This window comes from Bradyrhizobium sp. CCH5-F6, assembly GCF_001556045.1.
GTDB lineage: Bacteria > Pseudomonadota > Alphaproteobacteria > Rhizobiales > Xanthobacteraceae > Bradyrhizobium.
Genome location: NZ_LSIC01000055.1, coordinates 36,954 through 52,240, shown reverse-complemented (window position 1 = coordinate 52,240; position 15,287 = coordinate 36,954). Strand labels below are relative to the sequence as shown.

Below are 15,287 nucleotides of genomic sequence, written 5' to 3'. Positions count from 1 at the left end.
CATCGGGGCGCGCCACGTCTCAGTCGCGATCTCAGGGAAATCGGTTCATGCCGTCAGGGCTGGCGGCGCGCGAGACCCTTGCCCTGCATGCGCCAGACCAGCAGATCGATGCGGTCCTGGCCGAAGAACGGCTCGTTCTCGAACACGAAAGTCGGCACGCCCCAATGGCCGGATGCCGCGTGGTCCTTCTCGTTCTCCGCGATCACCTGCTCGTAGCGATCCGGGTCGGCGGTGATCGCGGCGTCCATGGCGGCAAGATCGAAGCCGGCCCTCTCCGCAGCGCGCGCGAGGTGGTCGCCTTCGTTCCATCCGGTGACCGAACCGTCCCACAGCACGCGTGCGATCGCAGAGGTGAATACGAGCGAGCGTCCCTCGAGCTGCGCCATGGCGCCCAGCCGGGTCAGGCGGTGGATGTGGGGCTGCTCGGCCGCGACCTCCAGCGTCGTCATGTCCTGCACGATCGGGTCGGGCCGGGGAAAGCGGAACGGAATGCCCTCGTATTCCGCCACGCGGGTGGAATCGCGGACAACGTAGCGCGCGAACTGCGGGTTGGCCTTCTTGAAGAAGCCGGGAACGCGCACCGCGAGCGGATAGACGGGACGCAGGTTCACCGCGAGATCGTAGTCTTCGACGAGTTTCAGCGTCTTGGGCAGCGCGAGATAGCTGTAAGGGCTGCGAAAGGAGAAGAAGAGATCAACTGACAAGGTCATCGCGCCGGCTCCACGATCCGTCCCATCATGTTGCGGACCACCAGCTTGTGGAAGGGCATGATAAGGGTGAGATAGGTTCTGCCGAGCAGGTTATGCGTTCGCACCAGCGTCGTCGAGGTCACCTGGCGGCTCGCGCCATTGCCTGAAACATCGACCACGATGCGAAAGTCGAGATGAGAATCGTCGAACCCGGCGACGAGCCGCTCGGGCGTCTCACTCAGCACCGGAAACAGGCCGATCAGCCCGCCCGGCGCCGGCGCGCCTTCGCCCGATGTCTTCAGCCCGAACGGCCTCACCAGGATGTTGCGCAGGCGCAGCAGCGCATCGACCCAGCGTGGCCCGTTCAAGACCATCCTCGTGCAGGCCTCGCGGGCATTCACTGCCGTCGCACCGACTTCCACGCGAAACGCGTCGATGAACTGGGCGCCGGCCAGCAGGGCATTGGCGTCGACCTCAGGCGTGACTTCGCGGACGGTCCCGATCATCCCGCCAATCTGCGCGTCAGCATCCGGAAGCGCAAGATCAGCAGCCCGGCATAGACGAAGGTCCCGACCGAGAACCCGATCCAGACTCCGACCGCGCCGAGCCCGGCATTGAACGCCAGCACCCAGGCGATGGGAAAGGCGACGCCCCAATAGCCGATCGCCGCGAACAGCAGCGTCATCCTGGTGTCGTTGATGCCGCGCAGCGCGCCGCCCATGATGGTCTGGAGGCCGTCGGCGATGAAGAAGGTGGCGCCGACCACCAGCAGTGTCGCGGTCAGTTCGACGGTGGCCGCGCTTTCGCTGCCGCCGCCGAAGAACAACCGCCCGAGCTGGTAGCGCCCGAGGATGATCGCGATGGTCAGCACGAAGACCAGGACGATGCCGAGCACGGCCGCGGCCAGCCCTGCGCGCTTCACCGCGGCGGCATCGCCGCGGCCGAAGGCATGGCCGACCCGCACCGTCGCCGCCATGCCGATGCCGAGCGGTACCATGAACAGCACGGCCGTGACCTGGAGCGCGATCTGGTGCGCGGCAATCGCGGCGGTCGAGATCAGTCCCATCAGCAGTGCCGCCGAGGAGAACAGGCCATATTCCAGCAGCAGCGAAAACGAGATCGGTGCGCCGATCGCAATGAGCTGGCGCATCAAGGGCCAGTCGATCCGCCACAGCCGGGCGAGCGGGCGGTAGTCTGCAAACGGCCTGCGCAGCCCGGCGATGGCGAGTGCCGCGATGAAGGTGCCGAGATTGACCAGCGAGGTCGCCAGCCCCGCGCCGAACAGGCCGAGCTCCGGCAGGCCGAACAGGCCGTGGATCAGGGCATAGACCAGCGCGGCATTGAGGGGGATCGCCGCGACCGTGATCCACAATGGTGCCTGCGGCCGGTTCACCGCGCTCATCATGCCGCGCAGCGCGATGAAGCCGAGCGCCGGTGCAATGCCCCAGGCAAGTCCGTTCAGGTAGTGTTGGGCGAGGCTGGCTGAATGCGGCGCCTGCCCGAGCGCGAGCAGGATCTGCTCGCCATAGAGCGGCGAGGCCATCATCGGCAGCGATATCAGCAGCGCGACCCAAAGCCCGACGCGCAAGGAGCGGCGGATCAGCCTGACATCGCCGGCTCCGAACGCCTGTGCCGCCAGCGGCGACACCGCGGACGTCAATCCGAGCCCGAAGGTGAAGCTGACGAAATAGACCGTATGGGCCAGCGCCGCCGCGGCCACCGCATCCTCGCCGAGCCGCCCGATCATCGCGAGATCAGTGGTGATCATCGCGATCTGCCCGAGCTGCGTCAGCATTAACGGCACGGCGAGGCGCAGCGTCTCGACGAATTCCCGGGTGAGTTGGTTCGACGGCGCAGCCGAGCGTGCTCGGTACGGCTGTTTGGTATCTACGAGATCAGTCATGGCAGGGGCATAGCAGCCTCGATTGGCGAAGTAACGGCAAAGAAACGAGGCGGGTCGGTCCCGCCAAAAAAAGCGCGCGCTGAGCGAAGGAAAGTGTGGCCTGCGCCGTATTCGTCATGTGCGGCGAGCCGCCGCCGGTCTCAGATTGGGAAGTTTTGCATGATAACGAGATTTGGACTGACGCTCGCCGCGCTGATCCTCTGTCCTGTCCTGGGTGCCGGCCACGTCGCGGCGGCCGATCTGAGGCTGCCTGCCTCTCCCCCGCCGCAAGCCCTGGCCGCGTCAGCGGCGCTCTTGAGCTGGGCCGGGCCCTATCTCGGCGTGCAGGGCGGCTATCTGTCGGGCCGCTCCGAAGTCTCGTTTCCCGCCACCGGTGAGTTTCACTTCGTCGATCCCAAGGGAGCGACCGTGGGTGCGACGGCGGGCTTCTCGGCGCAATGGGGCCGGATCGTCGCCGGCCTCGAGGGCGACGTGAACTTCGTCGATGCGCGAGCGACGATCGATACCGGATTCGCGCCCGTGCCATCCGTCACGCAGCTGCAATCGGCCGTCAACTGGAATAGCCATCTGCGTGGGCGCATCGGCTACGCTTTCCCCCGGACGTTGCTGTTCGCCAGCGGCGGCCTTGCGATTGCAGGCGTCGAGAGCAAGGCCTTCGACAATGCGAGCGGCACTGTTGCGAACTGGAGCGATACCCGAATTGGCTGGTCGATCGGAGCGGGAGCGGAGTTTCGGGTCGCACCTCAGGGATCGGTTCGCCTCGAATACCTCTATGACAATTATGGATCAAAGATGCTCGGAGCGCAGACGGTCGGGGTGACCGCTTTCGGTGAGCGCGAATCCAGGCTCGATACGCATACCGTTCGAGCCGGCGTGTATTGGCGTTTTTGACACGGGCGGTCGCGGCTTGTTGCCGCAGGTGCCTCAATTGAAGCGGCGCTGCGTGCCGGCCATGCGGCATATCTCCCCTGGCCGGGACCGGGACGCACTCCGCAGCAACGATGACCGCAGGCCAGGGCAACAGGTCGAGATGACGGAAGAGCCATCGGACGAGGCCTTGATGGTGGAGGTTTCGGCGCGGCAGCAGCATGCGTTTCGCATCCTGATGCGGCGCCACATGCCGCGGGCGCTGCGGGTCGCGCAGCGGATCGTCCGCGATCCGGTCGAGGCCGACGATATCGGCCAGGAGGCGTTCCTGCGTGTCTGGTCCCACGCGGCTTCATTCGATCCGCAGGTCGCGAAGTTCACGACCTGGCTCTACCGGATCGTGCTCAACCTGACGTTCGACCGCACGAGACGGCGCAGCTTCCAGCCCCTCGATGAGGCGGGCGACGTGCCCGATACGGCGCCGCACGCGGTCGAAAGCATGATCGCGGCGGAGGAAAGCCGCCTGCTCCAGCGCGCGATGGCGAGCTTGTCGGACCGTCAACGTGGCGCGATCGCGCTCTTCCATATGGAAGGGCTGAGCGGCCAGGAAGCGGCAGAGGCGATGAATCTCAGCGCGAAGGCGTTCGAATCGCTGCTCGGCCGCGCCCGCGCCGCACTCAAGGAAAGCGTTCAGAAAATACAAGACACGGGGAGTTTCGCATGACGCTCGATCAGTTCAGACGGTTGGCGGAGACGTGGGGCGGCGACATCGAGCGCTGGCCCGCCGCAACGCGCGATGCCGCGCGGCAGTTCGCGGCGACCTTGGAAGGCGAGCGCGTCCTTGATGAGCAGGCGCGCCTCGATCGTCTCTTTGCCGCGGCTCCGGAGATTGAGGCCGCCCGCGCCGAGCGTTCCAGCTTCCTCGTCCTGCAAAGAATTGCCGCCATCCAGCCGCGGCGGTCGCAGCCATGGCATCGCTTCCTGCTCTCGCGGGCGCTCGTGCCAGCCGCAAGTCTCGCCTGCTCGGTGATGGTGGGCGCGTGGCTCGCGGGCGCGGCACCCTATGTTCGTCCGGCATCGGACCCCTTGTCGGTCTTGAGCGGCGTCTTCGACGTCTACGCAATCGGTTATGGATCGGTCCAATGAAGTTCTGGCGAGAATCGTCATCCGGCCTGCGGGCGCTGATGTTGCTGTCGCTCTGCGCCAATGTCGTCCTGTTCACCTACGTCACGGTGCAATGGCTGGCGCCCGGCGGGCTCGTGCCGGGCGCGGGTCTGCCGCTTCGGATGATCGAGCGCGTCGCGGATAGATTGCCGAAGGACGATGCGGAGATCCTGTGGACCATCTATCACGGCAAGGAGGCCGAGCTGCTGCCTCTTCAGACCGAGTACCGGCATGCGCTGATCAAGGCCATGAAGGCGGCGGCGCAGACGAATCTGGACAAGGCTGAGCTGCAGGCGGCCGTGGCGGATGCCCGCGACAAGCGGTTGAAGATAGGCGACGTCGTCGTTGCGACCTTCGTCGAGATGCTGGAGCGAATTTCACCGAAAGGACGCCGCCAACTCGTCGGCGGCTATTTTCGCTGAGCCGCGCAGAGTGAACGAGGGATTCGGTCCGTCCAGGCGTATCACCTACATCGATGTCTGCGAATTGGTGGAGATGATATGGTGCAACGATTTGGCAGGGCGGCGAGCGGACCGGCGGTGAGTTTCTCGCGGCGTGCTCCCGTCTATGTGCGTGCGGCTCTTGCGGCCGCGAGCTTGATCGCGCTTCTGGTGCTGTTTCTGTCGCAAGCTTCCGCGCAGGACGCGCGGACCGAGGCGAAGCAGGCCTGCAAGGCGGACTATTCGCGCTTCTGCGCGGGAACGATGCCCGGGGGCGGCCGCATTCGCAAATGCCTCGGCGACAATTACGCGAGCTTGTCCGCGGCCTGCAAACAGGCTTTCGACGCGAACCCGCCAAAATAGGATGGTGGGCCAAAGCATGATCCGGAAAAGTCCGCAGCGGCTTTTCGGAGAGGATCGTGCTTCACCGACAACCCAAAGCGCGATGACGATTCATCCCGATCGCATCGCGCTTCAGGTACGTGCCGGCACGCGCGTGATCCTCGCGCCGAGCGCGTTCAGCCGTTCCTCGATCCGCTCGTAGCCGCGCTCGATCTGATCGGCATTGTTGATGGTGGAGGTGCCCTCGGCGCAGACGGCGGCGAGCAGCATCGCCATGCCGGCGCGGATGTCGGGCGACGTCATCGTCGCGCCGTGCAGGCGGCTGGGACCGGCGATGATGGCGCGGTGCGGGTCGCACAGCACGATGCGGGCGCCCATCGCGATCAGCTTGTCGACGAAGAACATCCGCGATTCGAACATCTTCTCGAACATCAGGATCACGCCCTCGCATTGTGTGGCGGTGACGATCGCGATCGACATCAGGTCGGCCGGGAAGGCCGGCCAGGGCTGGTCCTCCAGCTTGGGCACATGGCCGCCGAAATCGTCCTGGATCTTCAATGTTTGATTGGAGGGCACGATGAGATCGTCGCCCTCCACGCGGCAGACGATGCCGAGCCGCTCGAAACCCATGCGGATCGAGCGCAGATGCTCGATGCCGGCGCGGGTGATGCGCAGCGGCGAGCGTGTCACGGCGGCAAGGCCGATCAGCGAGCCGACCTCGATGTGGTCGGGCTGGATTCGGTAGGTCGCCTCTCCCAGCGTCGCCGGCCCATGCACGATCATGGTGTTGGTGCCTATGCCCTCGATCTTCGCGCCGAGCGCCACGAGGAAATTGGCGAGGTCCTGCACATGGGGCTCGGAGGCCGCGTTGCGCAGATAGGTGACGCCCTCGGCGGCGACCGCCGCGACCAGGGCATTCTCCGTCGCGGTGACGCTCGGCTCGTCCAGGAACACGTCCGCGCCGGCGAGCTTGGGCGCTCGAAATTCGAGCCGGTCGGTCGCGGTGACCTTTGCGCCCAACTGCTCCAGCGCCAGCACATGCGTGTCCAGACGGCGGCGGCCGATGACGTCGCCGCCCGGCGGCGGCAGCATCACTTCGCCGCAGCGGGCGAGCAGGGGCCCGGCGAGCAGGATGGAGGCGCGGATGCGCACGCAGAGCTCGGGGTCGAGATCGGCTGCGCGGATGCTCTTGGCATGGATGTGAAGCGTATTGCGGGCCGCCCATTCCGCTGACGCGCCGACCGAGCGGATCAGCTCGACCAGCGTCTCGGTGTCGCGGATGCGCGGCACGTTCTCGAGCGTGACCGGATGCTCGGTGAGCAGCGCGGCGGCGATGATCGGCAGCGCCGAGTTCTTGTTGCCGGACGGCTCGATCGAGCCCGAGAGCCGGTGACCGCCCTCGACGATGTATTGGATGGGCGCCACGTCGGTTCTCTCCGTCCTGTTGCGGTGGGGCGGGCTGCTTCGGAGGCGGAAACTACCGAGAATTGAGCAGGGTAGCAATTCTGCACTTGTCGCGGCGGAGCGCCGCTCATTGGACCCGAACAGTCCGCTGACACGGGCGTTTAGAACAAGCCGATGATGTTGGCCACCACATAAAGGATCACGATCAGCATCAAGAGGCCCATGGCCAGAAAGGAGATCTCGATGGCGATCGCGCCGGTCCCGAGTGCGGCCGCCACGCCGGCCAGGAGCCTCTCTTCGCGGAACACCAGGGCAAGGACCGAGAACAGGATGGCGAGCAGGCCGAGCGAGATCGCTGTGACCGACCCGGTTTCACTCCAACTTCGTCCAGCCGACTTCTCGACCTTCGGAGCCTGATACTCCACGCCTTTCACCTTCGCGACGATGCGGTCCTTGATGCGGTGTCCGGTGTCGACGATCACCTTGTCCGCCGGCGGCGGCGGAAATACCATCGGCACGACCCAATGCGGAAGCACAGCCGCCATCAGCGCCAGCATGCCGACAATGCTGCCGATGATGCCGAGGCGGCGTGAGGGCGCGGCGGAACTGGTCGTTGCAGAGGCGGTCATGGCGCGAGGCTTCCCGGCCGGAATTGGCCTTGTGGGTCACGCCGTTTCGTCGCAATGGCGGGTGGTGAGGTTCAGCCGATGTGCACCCACATCGTCATGGCCGGGACAAGCGGGCTCGACCCGGGCATGACGACCATCCAATGCCAACGGCCTCAGATGTCGATCGTCGCGCTGAGCGAATGTTCCTGGATGAAGTCGCGGCGCGGCTCGACCACGTCGCCCATCAGCTTGGTGAATATGTCGTCGGCCTCGTCGACCTCCTTGACCTTCACCTGCAACAGCGAGCGCGCATTGGTATCCAGCGTCGTTTCCCAGAGCTGCTCGGGGTTCATCTCGCCGAGTCCTTTGTAGCGCTGGAGCGTGACGCCCTTGCGGCCGGCGTCGGTGACCGCTTCGAAAAGGTCGACCGGGCCGTAGACCATGTGCTCGACGTCCTTGCGCCTGAGCTTGCCGGGGCGGGCATAAACGTCCTGGAGCTTCACCGTGTACTCGTCGAGCTTGCGCGCCTCGACCGAGCCGAGGAAGGCGTCGTCGATGACGGCGGCTTCCTTGACACCGCGCACCGTGCGCTCGAACTGGAAACCCTGACCTTCGACGTACTGGCCGATCCAGCCGCGCTCGACCTCCTCGGACTGATTGTCGAGGCGGCCGGCGATGTATTGCGCGGCCGCAGCAGCTTTCTCCGGATCGCCGTAGATCGCCTTGTTCAGCACGCCGGTGATCGCGGCCTGCTCGATCACCTTGCGATTGTAGCGGCTGTGCAAGTTGCGAAGGATGCCGCGAACGACGCGCGCATCGTCGACCAGCGAGCGCAGGTCGCGCCCGGTGCGGTCGCCGCCGGCGCCGGGAAGGAACACGCAGTCGTCGAGGCCGGTGTCGATCAGATAGTCTTCCAGCGCCCGCTCGTCCTTCAGGTACTGCTCGGACTTGCCTCTGGCGACCTTATAGAGCGGCGGCTGGGCGATATAGAGATAGCCGCCGTCGATGATGGCGGGCATTTGCCGGTAGAAGAAGGTGAGCAGCAGCGTGCGGATGTGGGCGCCGTCGACGTCGGCGTCCGTCATCACGATGATCTTGTGGTAGCGCAGCTTCTCGATCGAGAACTCGTCACCGATGCCGGTGCCGAGGGCGGTGATCAGCGTGCCGATCTGCTCGCTCTTCAGCATCGTGTCGGGACGAACGCGTTCCACATTGAGGATCTTGCCGCGCAGCGGCAGCACCGCCTGGAATTCGCGGTTGCGGCCCTGCTTGGCGCTACCGCCTGCCGAGTCGCCCTCGACGATGAACAGTTCGGATTTTTCCGGATCCTTCTCCTGGCAGTCGGCGAGCTTGCCGGGCAGCGAGGAGACCGAGAGCGGGCTCTTGCGCGTCAGCTCGCGCGCTTTTCGCGCGGCTTCGCGCGCAGCCGCGGCCTGGATCACCTTGCCGACGATCATCTTGGCTTCGCCCGGATGCTCCTCGAACCAGGCCTGGAGCGCCTCGTTGAGGACGTTCTCGACCACGGGCCGCACCTCCGAGGACACCAGCTTGTCCTTGGTCTGCGACGAGAATTTCGGATCGGGCACTTTCACCGACAGGACGGCGGTGAGGCCCTCGCGGCAGTCGTCGCCGGTTAGTGCGATCTTTTCCTTCTTCGCATTGGCCTCGGCATAGCCGTTGACCTGGCGCGTCAGCGCGCCTCGGAAACCGGCGAGATGAGTGCCGCCGTCACGCTGCGGGATGTTGTTGGTGAAGCACAGCACGTTTTCGTGGTAGCTGTCGTTCCACCACAACGCGGCCTCGACGCCGATGCCGTTGCTCTCGGCGCGCACCATGATCGGCGCCGGCACGATCGCGCTCTTGTTGCGGTCGAGATATTTAACGAACTCCTCGACGCCGCCGGAATAGTGCATCTCCTCGCGTTTTTCGACCGCATGACGCATGTCGGAAAGGATGATGTTGACGCCGGAATTGAGGAAGGCGAGCTCGCGCAGGCGATGCTCGAGCGTGGCGAAATCATACTCGACGTTCTTGAACGTCTCGGTCGAGGCGAGGAACGTCACCTCGGTGCCGCGCTTGCCCGGCGCGTCGCCGACGACCTTGAGCGGGGCAACCGCATCGCCATGGGCGAACTCGATGTAGTGCTCCTTGTCGTCGCGCCAGATCCGCAAGCCGAGCTTGCTCGACAGCGCGTTGACGACGGAGACGCCGACGCCGTGCAGGCCGCCGGAGACCTTGTAGGAGTTCTGGTCGAATTTTCCGCCGGCATGGAGCTGGGTCATGATGACCTCGGCCGCCGAGATGCCCTCGCCCTTGTGGATGTCGACGGGGATGCCGCGGCCGTCGTCGCGCACGGTGACGGAATTGTCGGCGTTCAGGATCACCTCGACGCGCGTGGCGTGGCCCGCGAGCGCCTCGTCGATGGCGTTGTCGACGACCTCGTACACCATGTGGTGCAGGCCGGAGCCGTCGTCGGTATCGCCGATATACATGCCGGGGCGCTTGCGGACGGCATCGAGACCCTTGAGCACGCGGATCGATTCCGCGCCGTAATCGCTCGCGTTGGAGGGTTCGTTTTCGGCAGCGGGCTGCCGAGCAGGTTCTGTCATGAGAGGCCTTCGAGATGTCGCCCGAATCAGCGGCGCAGAAGGCGCTGATTTGCAGGCTATTTGTGCCATGAAAGAGTGTTTGCGCCTAGCGCAAAGTATCTTCCCGCAACCCTTTGAGTAGATAGGGTTTTTGGCCCGATTTTCAAGCCTCCGGAAAGCCGATTCTCGGCGCTGCAAAAAGCGCGATTCGAGGGGCGGTTCGGGCGCTCGCAAGGCGTGGATTTTGCGGGGAGGCAGGAGGGGGTTCCGGATCCCGGGGGTGGCTCCGGGCCGCTTGTCAAAAAGCCCTGGAGCGGGCCGCGGGCTGGCTGCGACCTCTCCCGCAAGCTTGCGGGAGAGGCAGAACACTTGCGTCGTGGCGGCTCAGTACATTTGAAGCGGCAGCACGTCCCCGCTCGGGCCGACCAGAAGGCCCCAGGCTTCGCCGGCAGCAACCGTCAGGGTCTCGGTGTGGACTGGGCGTCCGGACAGGCGCAGCGCGTATTGGTGCTTGCCGGGCGGCAGGTCCAGCATCGGGCCCTTCGGCGAATTCGGACCGCCGGCGCCGGCCGCGATTTTCACCGTCTGCTTGTTGATCGTCAGCGACGCCTCGCCTGCTCCCATGTTTCCGAGCATGAGCCTCGCTTGCCCCGCCTTCGGCATGATGTCCGCCTTGGCCGCGGCGTCCGCATTCTTCTGCGCCAGAGTGACCGTGGTTTCGCCCCTGGCGCGGCCGAGCTTGAGCACGGCCGGGCCTTGCGGCGAGGTGAAGTCGATCTGCGCGCGTTCTGCCGACACTGTCGCGCCCTCGGTCTTCTCCTGCCAGCCGAGCTTGGACAGCTCCGCACGGTAGAAGGCGAGGACGTCGCCGAGCGGGGCCGGGATGTTGGCCGTCAGCTCGCGGCGGAATGGCGCCTCGTTGCCCGGCATCTTCGTGGTGGCGAACGATTTCGACGAACGCTGCGTCGGCACGGGGAGCTGGGATTCGGGATCGGGCTTGAGCGGCTCGGAGGATTTGGCCTGTACCTCCACCTCCGCGCTGGCCGCCGGCTTGGCCGCTTCCGTCACCAGGCCCGAGCCATTGGCGCGGACATTCACCTTCGGCCCCATCTGCATCACGGTCATCGAGATCGACTTGCCGCCCCTGGAGAACGCCATCACCGCCATGTTGGGCTGGTTGATGACGGAGGGCTGCTCCTTCCAGCCGGAGCCCTTCAGCGCGGAACGATAGAAGGTGCTGAGCGCCTTCACGCTCGACGCCGAGGAGAATTCCAGCCGGCCATCGGCGCCTTCGAACCTCACGGCTTCGGCGTTTTCGGGCAGCGGCACCGGCGTCTTGCTGTCGGCGAGCACATTGAGCGGCGCATCGGACAGGGAAGCCGCCTGCGTCTTGCGCCTGGCCTCATCGGCAGCAATGAGCTGCTGAGCCGCACCCAAGGCATCGCCGAGGAACCTCGCATCGGCCTCCTTCTTCGCCTTGGCGCGGGCGGCCAGCGCTGATTCCTTCACCTGCGCGGTCAGGCTGATCATGGTGAAATCATATTTGCGGCCGAGCCGCAGCACGCCGGTCTCTTCCGCCGAGGAGATATTGATCGCGACATCGTCGCCGGGCGCGAGCGGTGCCTTGCCATCCTCCTGCCAGCCGCGCGCAGCGAGCTCGCGACGATAGAAGGCGAGCACCGCAGGCAGCTCGGCCATCGCGGCCGCCGACATCTCGCGCTTGTTGGAGCTCGCGCCGCCGAGGCTCCTCGCGGATTTGGTCGGCTTGGGCCGCGGCAGGCCGGCCATGTCATCGTCGGCCTCGAGCGCCTCGGGCAGCGCGAACGGCGCCACGCGGATCTCGACATTGGTGCGGCCGTCGTCGCGGCGCGTCAGGGTCAGCATCACCGGCTTCTGCTTGTAGAAATGCGTCGTGTCGCCGCCGGGATGGTCGTAGAAGGCGCGCACCCCGTTTGGGACGGTCTCGCCGAGATCGGCGTTCGGCCAGCGGGCCGCCGTCTCGGCCGTGAGCTTGCGCCATCCCATGGCCGCCATCTCCCTCCCGAAGAAATCGGAGGTCGCATCCAGCGCGCCGGGCGCGATGCAGCCGAGATAGGGCCGGGTCTCGTCGAACACGAGTTCGGTCGCACCCTCCGGAAACGGCACGTTGGAATAGATCCGGTTCGGCGTGTAGGACACGGCGGACTGCCCGCGGGCTTGGGTGAAGGAGGCACGGAGCCCCTGCCGTCCCTTCTTGAAGGCCAGCGCAGAGCTATTCTCGTCCAGCGGGTATACATAGGGCACCCAGCCGTCCGCGCTCATCAGCTTCCTGATGGCCTCCGACGCGGCGGCAACCCCGCCCGGCAGGGTGTATGTCACACGATGGGTGTCCGCGCGCGAGGTGTCCTCCACCGCGCCGTCCGGCCGCGGCAGGGTATGGACGTCGACGATGCCGTCGTCTGCCGCGCTCGCGTGACGGGAAGTGCTCGCCATCGCGAGAATGCCGCAGGCAAGCAACAGCCATCTTGCCGGGGCTTGCGCCCCGCGCCGGATCATCGGCATCGTCAAAACTCCTGGATTTGGGCGCGGCTTCATGCCCGCGCAATTGCAGGCCGCGGCAACATCGGCGCGGCCTCAGACCAGAAGTCGCGGCAGGAACCGGGCAGGTTCAACAGGCGGCGCGGGTGGAAGCCGGAGCTCAATACAGCTGGAGCGGCGGCCACGCCGCTCCGTCGCGCCCGACCGCGAGCTCCCAGGTATCGCCGGCTGCGACGGCGAGCATGTTCGTGGTGACCGGACGACCCCGCACGCTCAGTCCGTAAGAATATTTGCCGGGCACGAGGTCCAGCGCGACGGCGTTGGTGCCGGCCGGGCGCGGGATGGTCCGCTCGTTGATCGTGAGCACGGCCTCGTTCTCGCCGATGTTGCTGAACACCAGCTTCGCCTGGCCGGGTTCAGGCAGCACGTTCGCCCGGGCCGCGACGTCCGAATTCTTCTGCACGAGATGCACCGAGGTGCTGCCGCCATCGCGGTCGAGCTGCAGTGCGGCCGGCCCGATCGGAGAGACGAAGGCGAGGCGCGCGTGATCGGCGGTGACCACCGCGTCCTCCTGCCGTTCCTGCCAACCGAGCTTTCGAAGCTCGGTCCGATAGAAAGTCAGGACGTCACCGAGCATTGCGGGCACGCGGGCTTCGAGCCTGGTCCGGAGCGGCGTTTCGATGCCGGGCATCACCGTGGTGTGGATTCCGCGATAGCTGTAGCGGGTCGGCGCAGGCAGCCTGGCAGCAGGGTCCAGCGTGAGCGCGGTCGAGAACAGCGGCGGCAGATTCGACACGAAGGCGCCGGCACTCGCCGCGAGCAGGCAGCTTCCCATGAGCGCGAGGCCGCACGCAATGAGTTGCCATCGTGCCGGAGCTTGCGCTCCACGCCCCACCGTCGCCATGCTCACGCTCCAAGGATGTCGCGCATGTCTGAATTCCTGCGCGATGGCCGCATCTTGCAGCCTCACGCAGCTAGTCGCGGCCGGAAACGGGCGGGTTCAATGTGGCGGCCTACCTTCGGGCCGAGACTCGTCCGCTCTCGACGTCAAAGACTTCGCCGCCCGCGCCGATCTCGGCGAAGGCCGCAGGATCCGCACCGGTCAGCCAGACCTGCGCGCCGAGCTTCTTCAGCTCGTCGAACAGCGCTGCGCGCCGGTTCGGGTCGAGATGCGCGACCACCTCGTCGAGCAGCAGCAGCGGCACGATGCCGGTCATCTCGGCGACCAGCGTCGCATGCGCCAGCACGAGGCCGATCAGAAGCGCCTTCTGCTCGCCGGTGGAGGCATCGCGCGCCGGCATGCTCTTCGGCGCATAGACGACCTGGAGGTCGGTGAGGTGCGGGCCGTCGGTGGTGCGGCCGGCAATCGCATCGCGCGGGCGGTTGTCGCGCAGGATCTGCCGGTAGCGGTCCTCGACCGACGTCGCGGTCTCGCTGAGCAGCGCGTTCTCCATCCAGCCGTCGAGCGCGATTTGCGCAGACGGGAAGGCGGAAGCCTGCGCGCGCGCATTGAGCATGCCGGTGAGCCTTGCCGCGGTCTGGCCGCGCGTTGCCGCGACCGCGACCGCAAGCTCCGCCGTCTCGCGCTCGATCGCGTCGCACCAATGGTCGTCGTAATTGCGCGTCTCCAGCAGACGGTTGCGCGAGCGCAGCGAACGCTCGAGTGCGTTGATCCGGCTGGAATGCTCGCTGTCGATCGCGAGCACCAGGCGGTCGAAGAAACGCCGCCGCTCGGAGGCCGCCCCCATGAACAGTCCGTCCATCGCCGGCGTCAGCCACACCATGCGGATGTGATCGCCGAAGGCGCTGGCAGAACCCACCGGCTCGCGGTCGATGCGGCAGCGTCGGCTCACCGAGCTGTCGGCGCGCGGCGCGTCGATGCCGGTGCCGAGCGTGGCCAGCCCCAGCGCGCCCTCGACCTGCGCCGACACCGCCCAGGAGCCGTCACCCTGGTTGTCGGCGACGTCTTCCAGCGTCGCGCGGCGCAGGCCGCGGCCCGGCGACAGGAACGAGATCGCCTCGATGCAATTGGTCTTCCCCGCCCCGTTGGGCCCGACCAGCGCCACCATGTCAGCCTCCGTCTCGAGCCCCGCCGCCCGATAATTGCGGAAATGCGTCAGCGTAAGGCGATGAATGCGGGACGGGGTCATATCTGGGCTGCGGCACGCTCTGAGCCCTCTCCCCTTGTGGGAGAGGGTGGCGCCTCACGAAGTGAGGCGACGGGTGAGGGGTATCTTACCGCCCGGCAAGCTTTGCAAGGACGTCTTCCAACACAGAAGTGGGCTGCTGTAGCACCTCATTGTTCCAATAACGCGCGATGGCAAAGCCTTCAGCGGAGAGGGCGGCGTCACGAGCTACATCGCGTCGTGATTCTGCGTGCTGACTGCCGTCGATCTCGATCACAAGGCGCATCTCGAAGCAGACAAAGTCGAGAATGTAATTCCTGAACGGAACCTGCCGCCGAAATTTGAATGTGGAGAGACGGCGGTCTCTCAGCAGGCGCCACATTGCTGCTTCGGCGTCCGTCGGTTCGCGGCGCATATTCTTCGCAAATTGGCGGAGAGGTTTGGGGACGGGCCGATGGGACGGATCCTGCGGCACCAACCCCTCACCCGATTGAGCTTGCATCTGCCAGCGGAGCTGCCCTCTCCCACAAGTGGAGAGGGCACAACAATGCGCATCGCGCTTGTTTCGACGAGGAGAACTGCGGCTTCACCCTCTCCCCTTGTGGGAGAGGGTGGCTTCGCGGAGCGAAGCCGGGTGAG

15 protein-coding genes are annotated in these 15,287 nt (G+C 66.0%); 5 read left to right on the top strand and 10 right to left on the bottom strand.

The window, feature by feature from the left end:
- Positions 1 to 53: 53 nt before the first annotated feature.
- From AX729_RS09895 to AX729_RS09885, 3 genes are read right to left on the bottom strand one after another with little or no spacing between them, the layout of a single operon-like run.
- Positions 54 to 710 (bottom strand): 2-hydroxychromene-2-carboxylate isomerase, encoded by a 657-nt coding sequence (locus tag AX729_RS09895; protein WP_061022437.1) that lies wholly within the window; start codon positions 708 to 710, stop codon positions 54 to 56.
- Entirely contained in the window at positions 707 to 1,195 is a 489-nt protein-coding gene (locus AX729_RS09890) for a DUF2867 domain-containing protein (protein ID WP_061022433.1), read from the bottom strand. Before AX729_RS09890 ends, AX729_RS09895 begins: the two co-directional genes overlap by 4 nt.
- Positions 1,192 to 2,592, bottom strand: coding sequence for an MATE family efflux transporter (locus AX729_RS09885; protein ID WP_061022431.1), 1,401 nt, complete (start codon positions 2,590 to 2,592; stop codon positions 1,192 to 1,194). Before AX729_RS09885 ends, AX729_RS09890 begins: the two co-directional genes overlap by 4 nt.
- Before the next feature lie 159 nt (positions 2,593 to 2,751).
- Here AX729_RS09885 and AX729_RS09880 point away from each other — a divergent pair, with 159 nt between their 5' ends.
- The 5 genes from AX729_RS09880 to AX729_RS09860 all read left to right on the top strand — a co-directional run bounded on the left by AX729_RS09880 (position 2,752) and on the right by AX729_RS09860 (position 5,426).
- Positions 2,752 to 3,483, top strand: coding sequence for an outer membrane protein (locus AX729_RS09880; protein ID WP_061022429.1), 732 nt, complete (start codon positions 2,752 to 2,754; stop codon positions 3,481 to 3,483).
- A 61-nt stretch (positions 3,484 to 3,544) separates the two neighbouring features.
- Positions 3,545 to 4,183: an RNA polymerase sigma factor gene (locus AX729_RS09875; protein ID WP_082770399.1), complete on the top strand. Its 639-nt coding sequence runs from the start codon at positions 3,545 to 3,547 to the stop codon at positions 4,181 to 4,183.
- Complete coding sequence (locus AX729_RS09870) at positions 4,180 to 4,605, top strand: hypothetical protein (protein ID WP_061022425.1); 426 nt, start codon at positions 4,180 to 4,182, stop codon at positions 4,603 to 4,605. The genes AX729_RS09875 and AX729_RS09870 overlap by 4 nt, the downstream gene beginning before the upstream one ends.
- Positions 4,602 to 5,045 carry a periplasmic heavy metal sensor gene (locus AX729_RS09865; protein ID WP_061022424.1) on the top strand — a complete coding sequence of 148 codons (444 nt, stop codon included), beginning with the start codon at positions 4,602 to 4,604 and terminating at the stop codon, positions 5,043 to 5,045. Before AX729_RS09870 ends, AX729_RS09865 begins: the two co-directional genes overlap by 4 nt.
- Positions 5,046 to 5,123: 78 nt before the next feature.
- Entirely contained in the window at positions 5,124 to 5,426 is a 303-nt protein-coding gene (locus AX729_RS09860) for a hypothetical protein (protein WP_061022422.1), read from the top strand.
- A gap of 111 nt (positions 5,427 to 5,537) precedes the next feature.
- On the opposite strand, the gene murA is transcribed toward AX729_RS09860, so the two are convergent.
- From murA to AX729_RS09825, 7 genes are all read right to left on the bottom strand, one after another.
- Positions 5,538 to 6,830, bottom strand: a complete 1,293-nt coding sequence (gene murA / locus AX729_RS09855) for a UDP-N-acetylglucosamine 1-carboxyvinyltransferase (protein ID WP_061022420.1) — start codon at positions 6,828 to 6,830, stop codon at positions 5,538 to 5,540.
- A 140-nt stretch (positions 6,831 to 6,970) separates the two neighbouring features.
- Positions 6,971 to 7,438, bottom strand: a complete 468-nt coding sequence (yidI, locus tag AX729_RS09850) for an inner membrane protein YidI (protein ID WP_061022417.1) — start codon at positions 7,436 to 7,438, stop codon at positions 6,971 to 6,973.
- 152 nt (positions 7,439 to 7,590) lie between these two features.
- A complete protein-coding gene (gene gyrB, locus AX729_RS09845; protein ID WP_061022416.1) occupies positions 7,591 to 10,026 on the bottom strand; it encodes a DNA topoisomerase (ATP-hydrolyzing) subunit B in 2,436 nt (811 codons plus the stop codon).
- 363 nt (positions 10,027 to 10,389) lie between these two features.
- Positions 10,390 to 12,546 (bottom strand): hypothetical protein, encoded by a 2,157-nt coding sequence (locus tag AX729_RS09840; RefSeq protein WP_061022414.1) that lies wholly within the window; start codon positions 12,544 to 12,546, stop codon positions 10,390 to 10,392.
- A 136-nt stretch (positions 12,547 to 12,682) separates the two neighbouring features.
- Entirely contained in the window at positions 12,683 to 13,426 is a 744-nt protein-coding gene (locus AX729_RS09835) for a hypothetical protein (RefSeq protein ID WP_061022412.1), read from the bottom strand.
- A 109-nt stretch (positions 13,427 to 13,535) separates the two neighbouring features.
- A complete protein-coding gene (gene recF / locus AX729_RS09830) occupies positions 13,536 to 14,672 on the bottom strand; it encodes a DNA replication/repair protein RecF (RefSeq protein ID WP_061022410.1) in 1,137 nt (378 codons plus the stop codon).
- Between the two features lie 85 nt (positions 14,673 to 14,757).
- Positions 14,758 to 15,123 (bottom strand): endonuclease domain-containing protein, encoded by a 366-nt coding sequence (locus AX729_RS09825; protein ID WP_061022467.1) that lies wholly within the window; start codon positions 15,121 to 15,123, stop codon positions 14,758 to 14,760.
- Between the last annotated feature and the right edge of the window lie 164 nt (positions 15,124 to 15,287).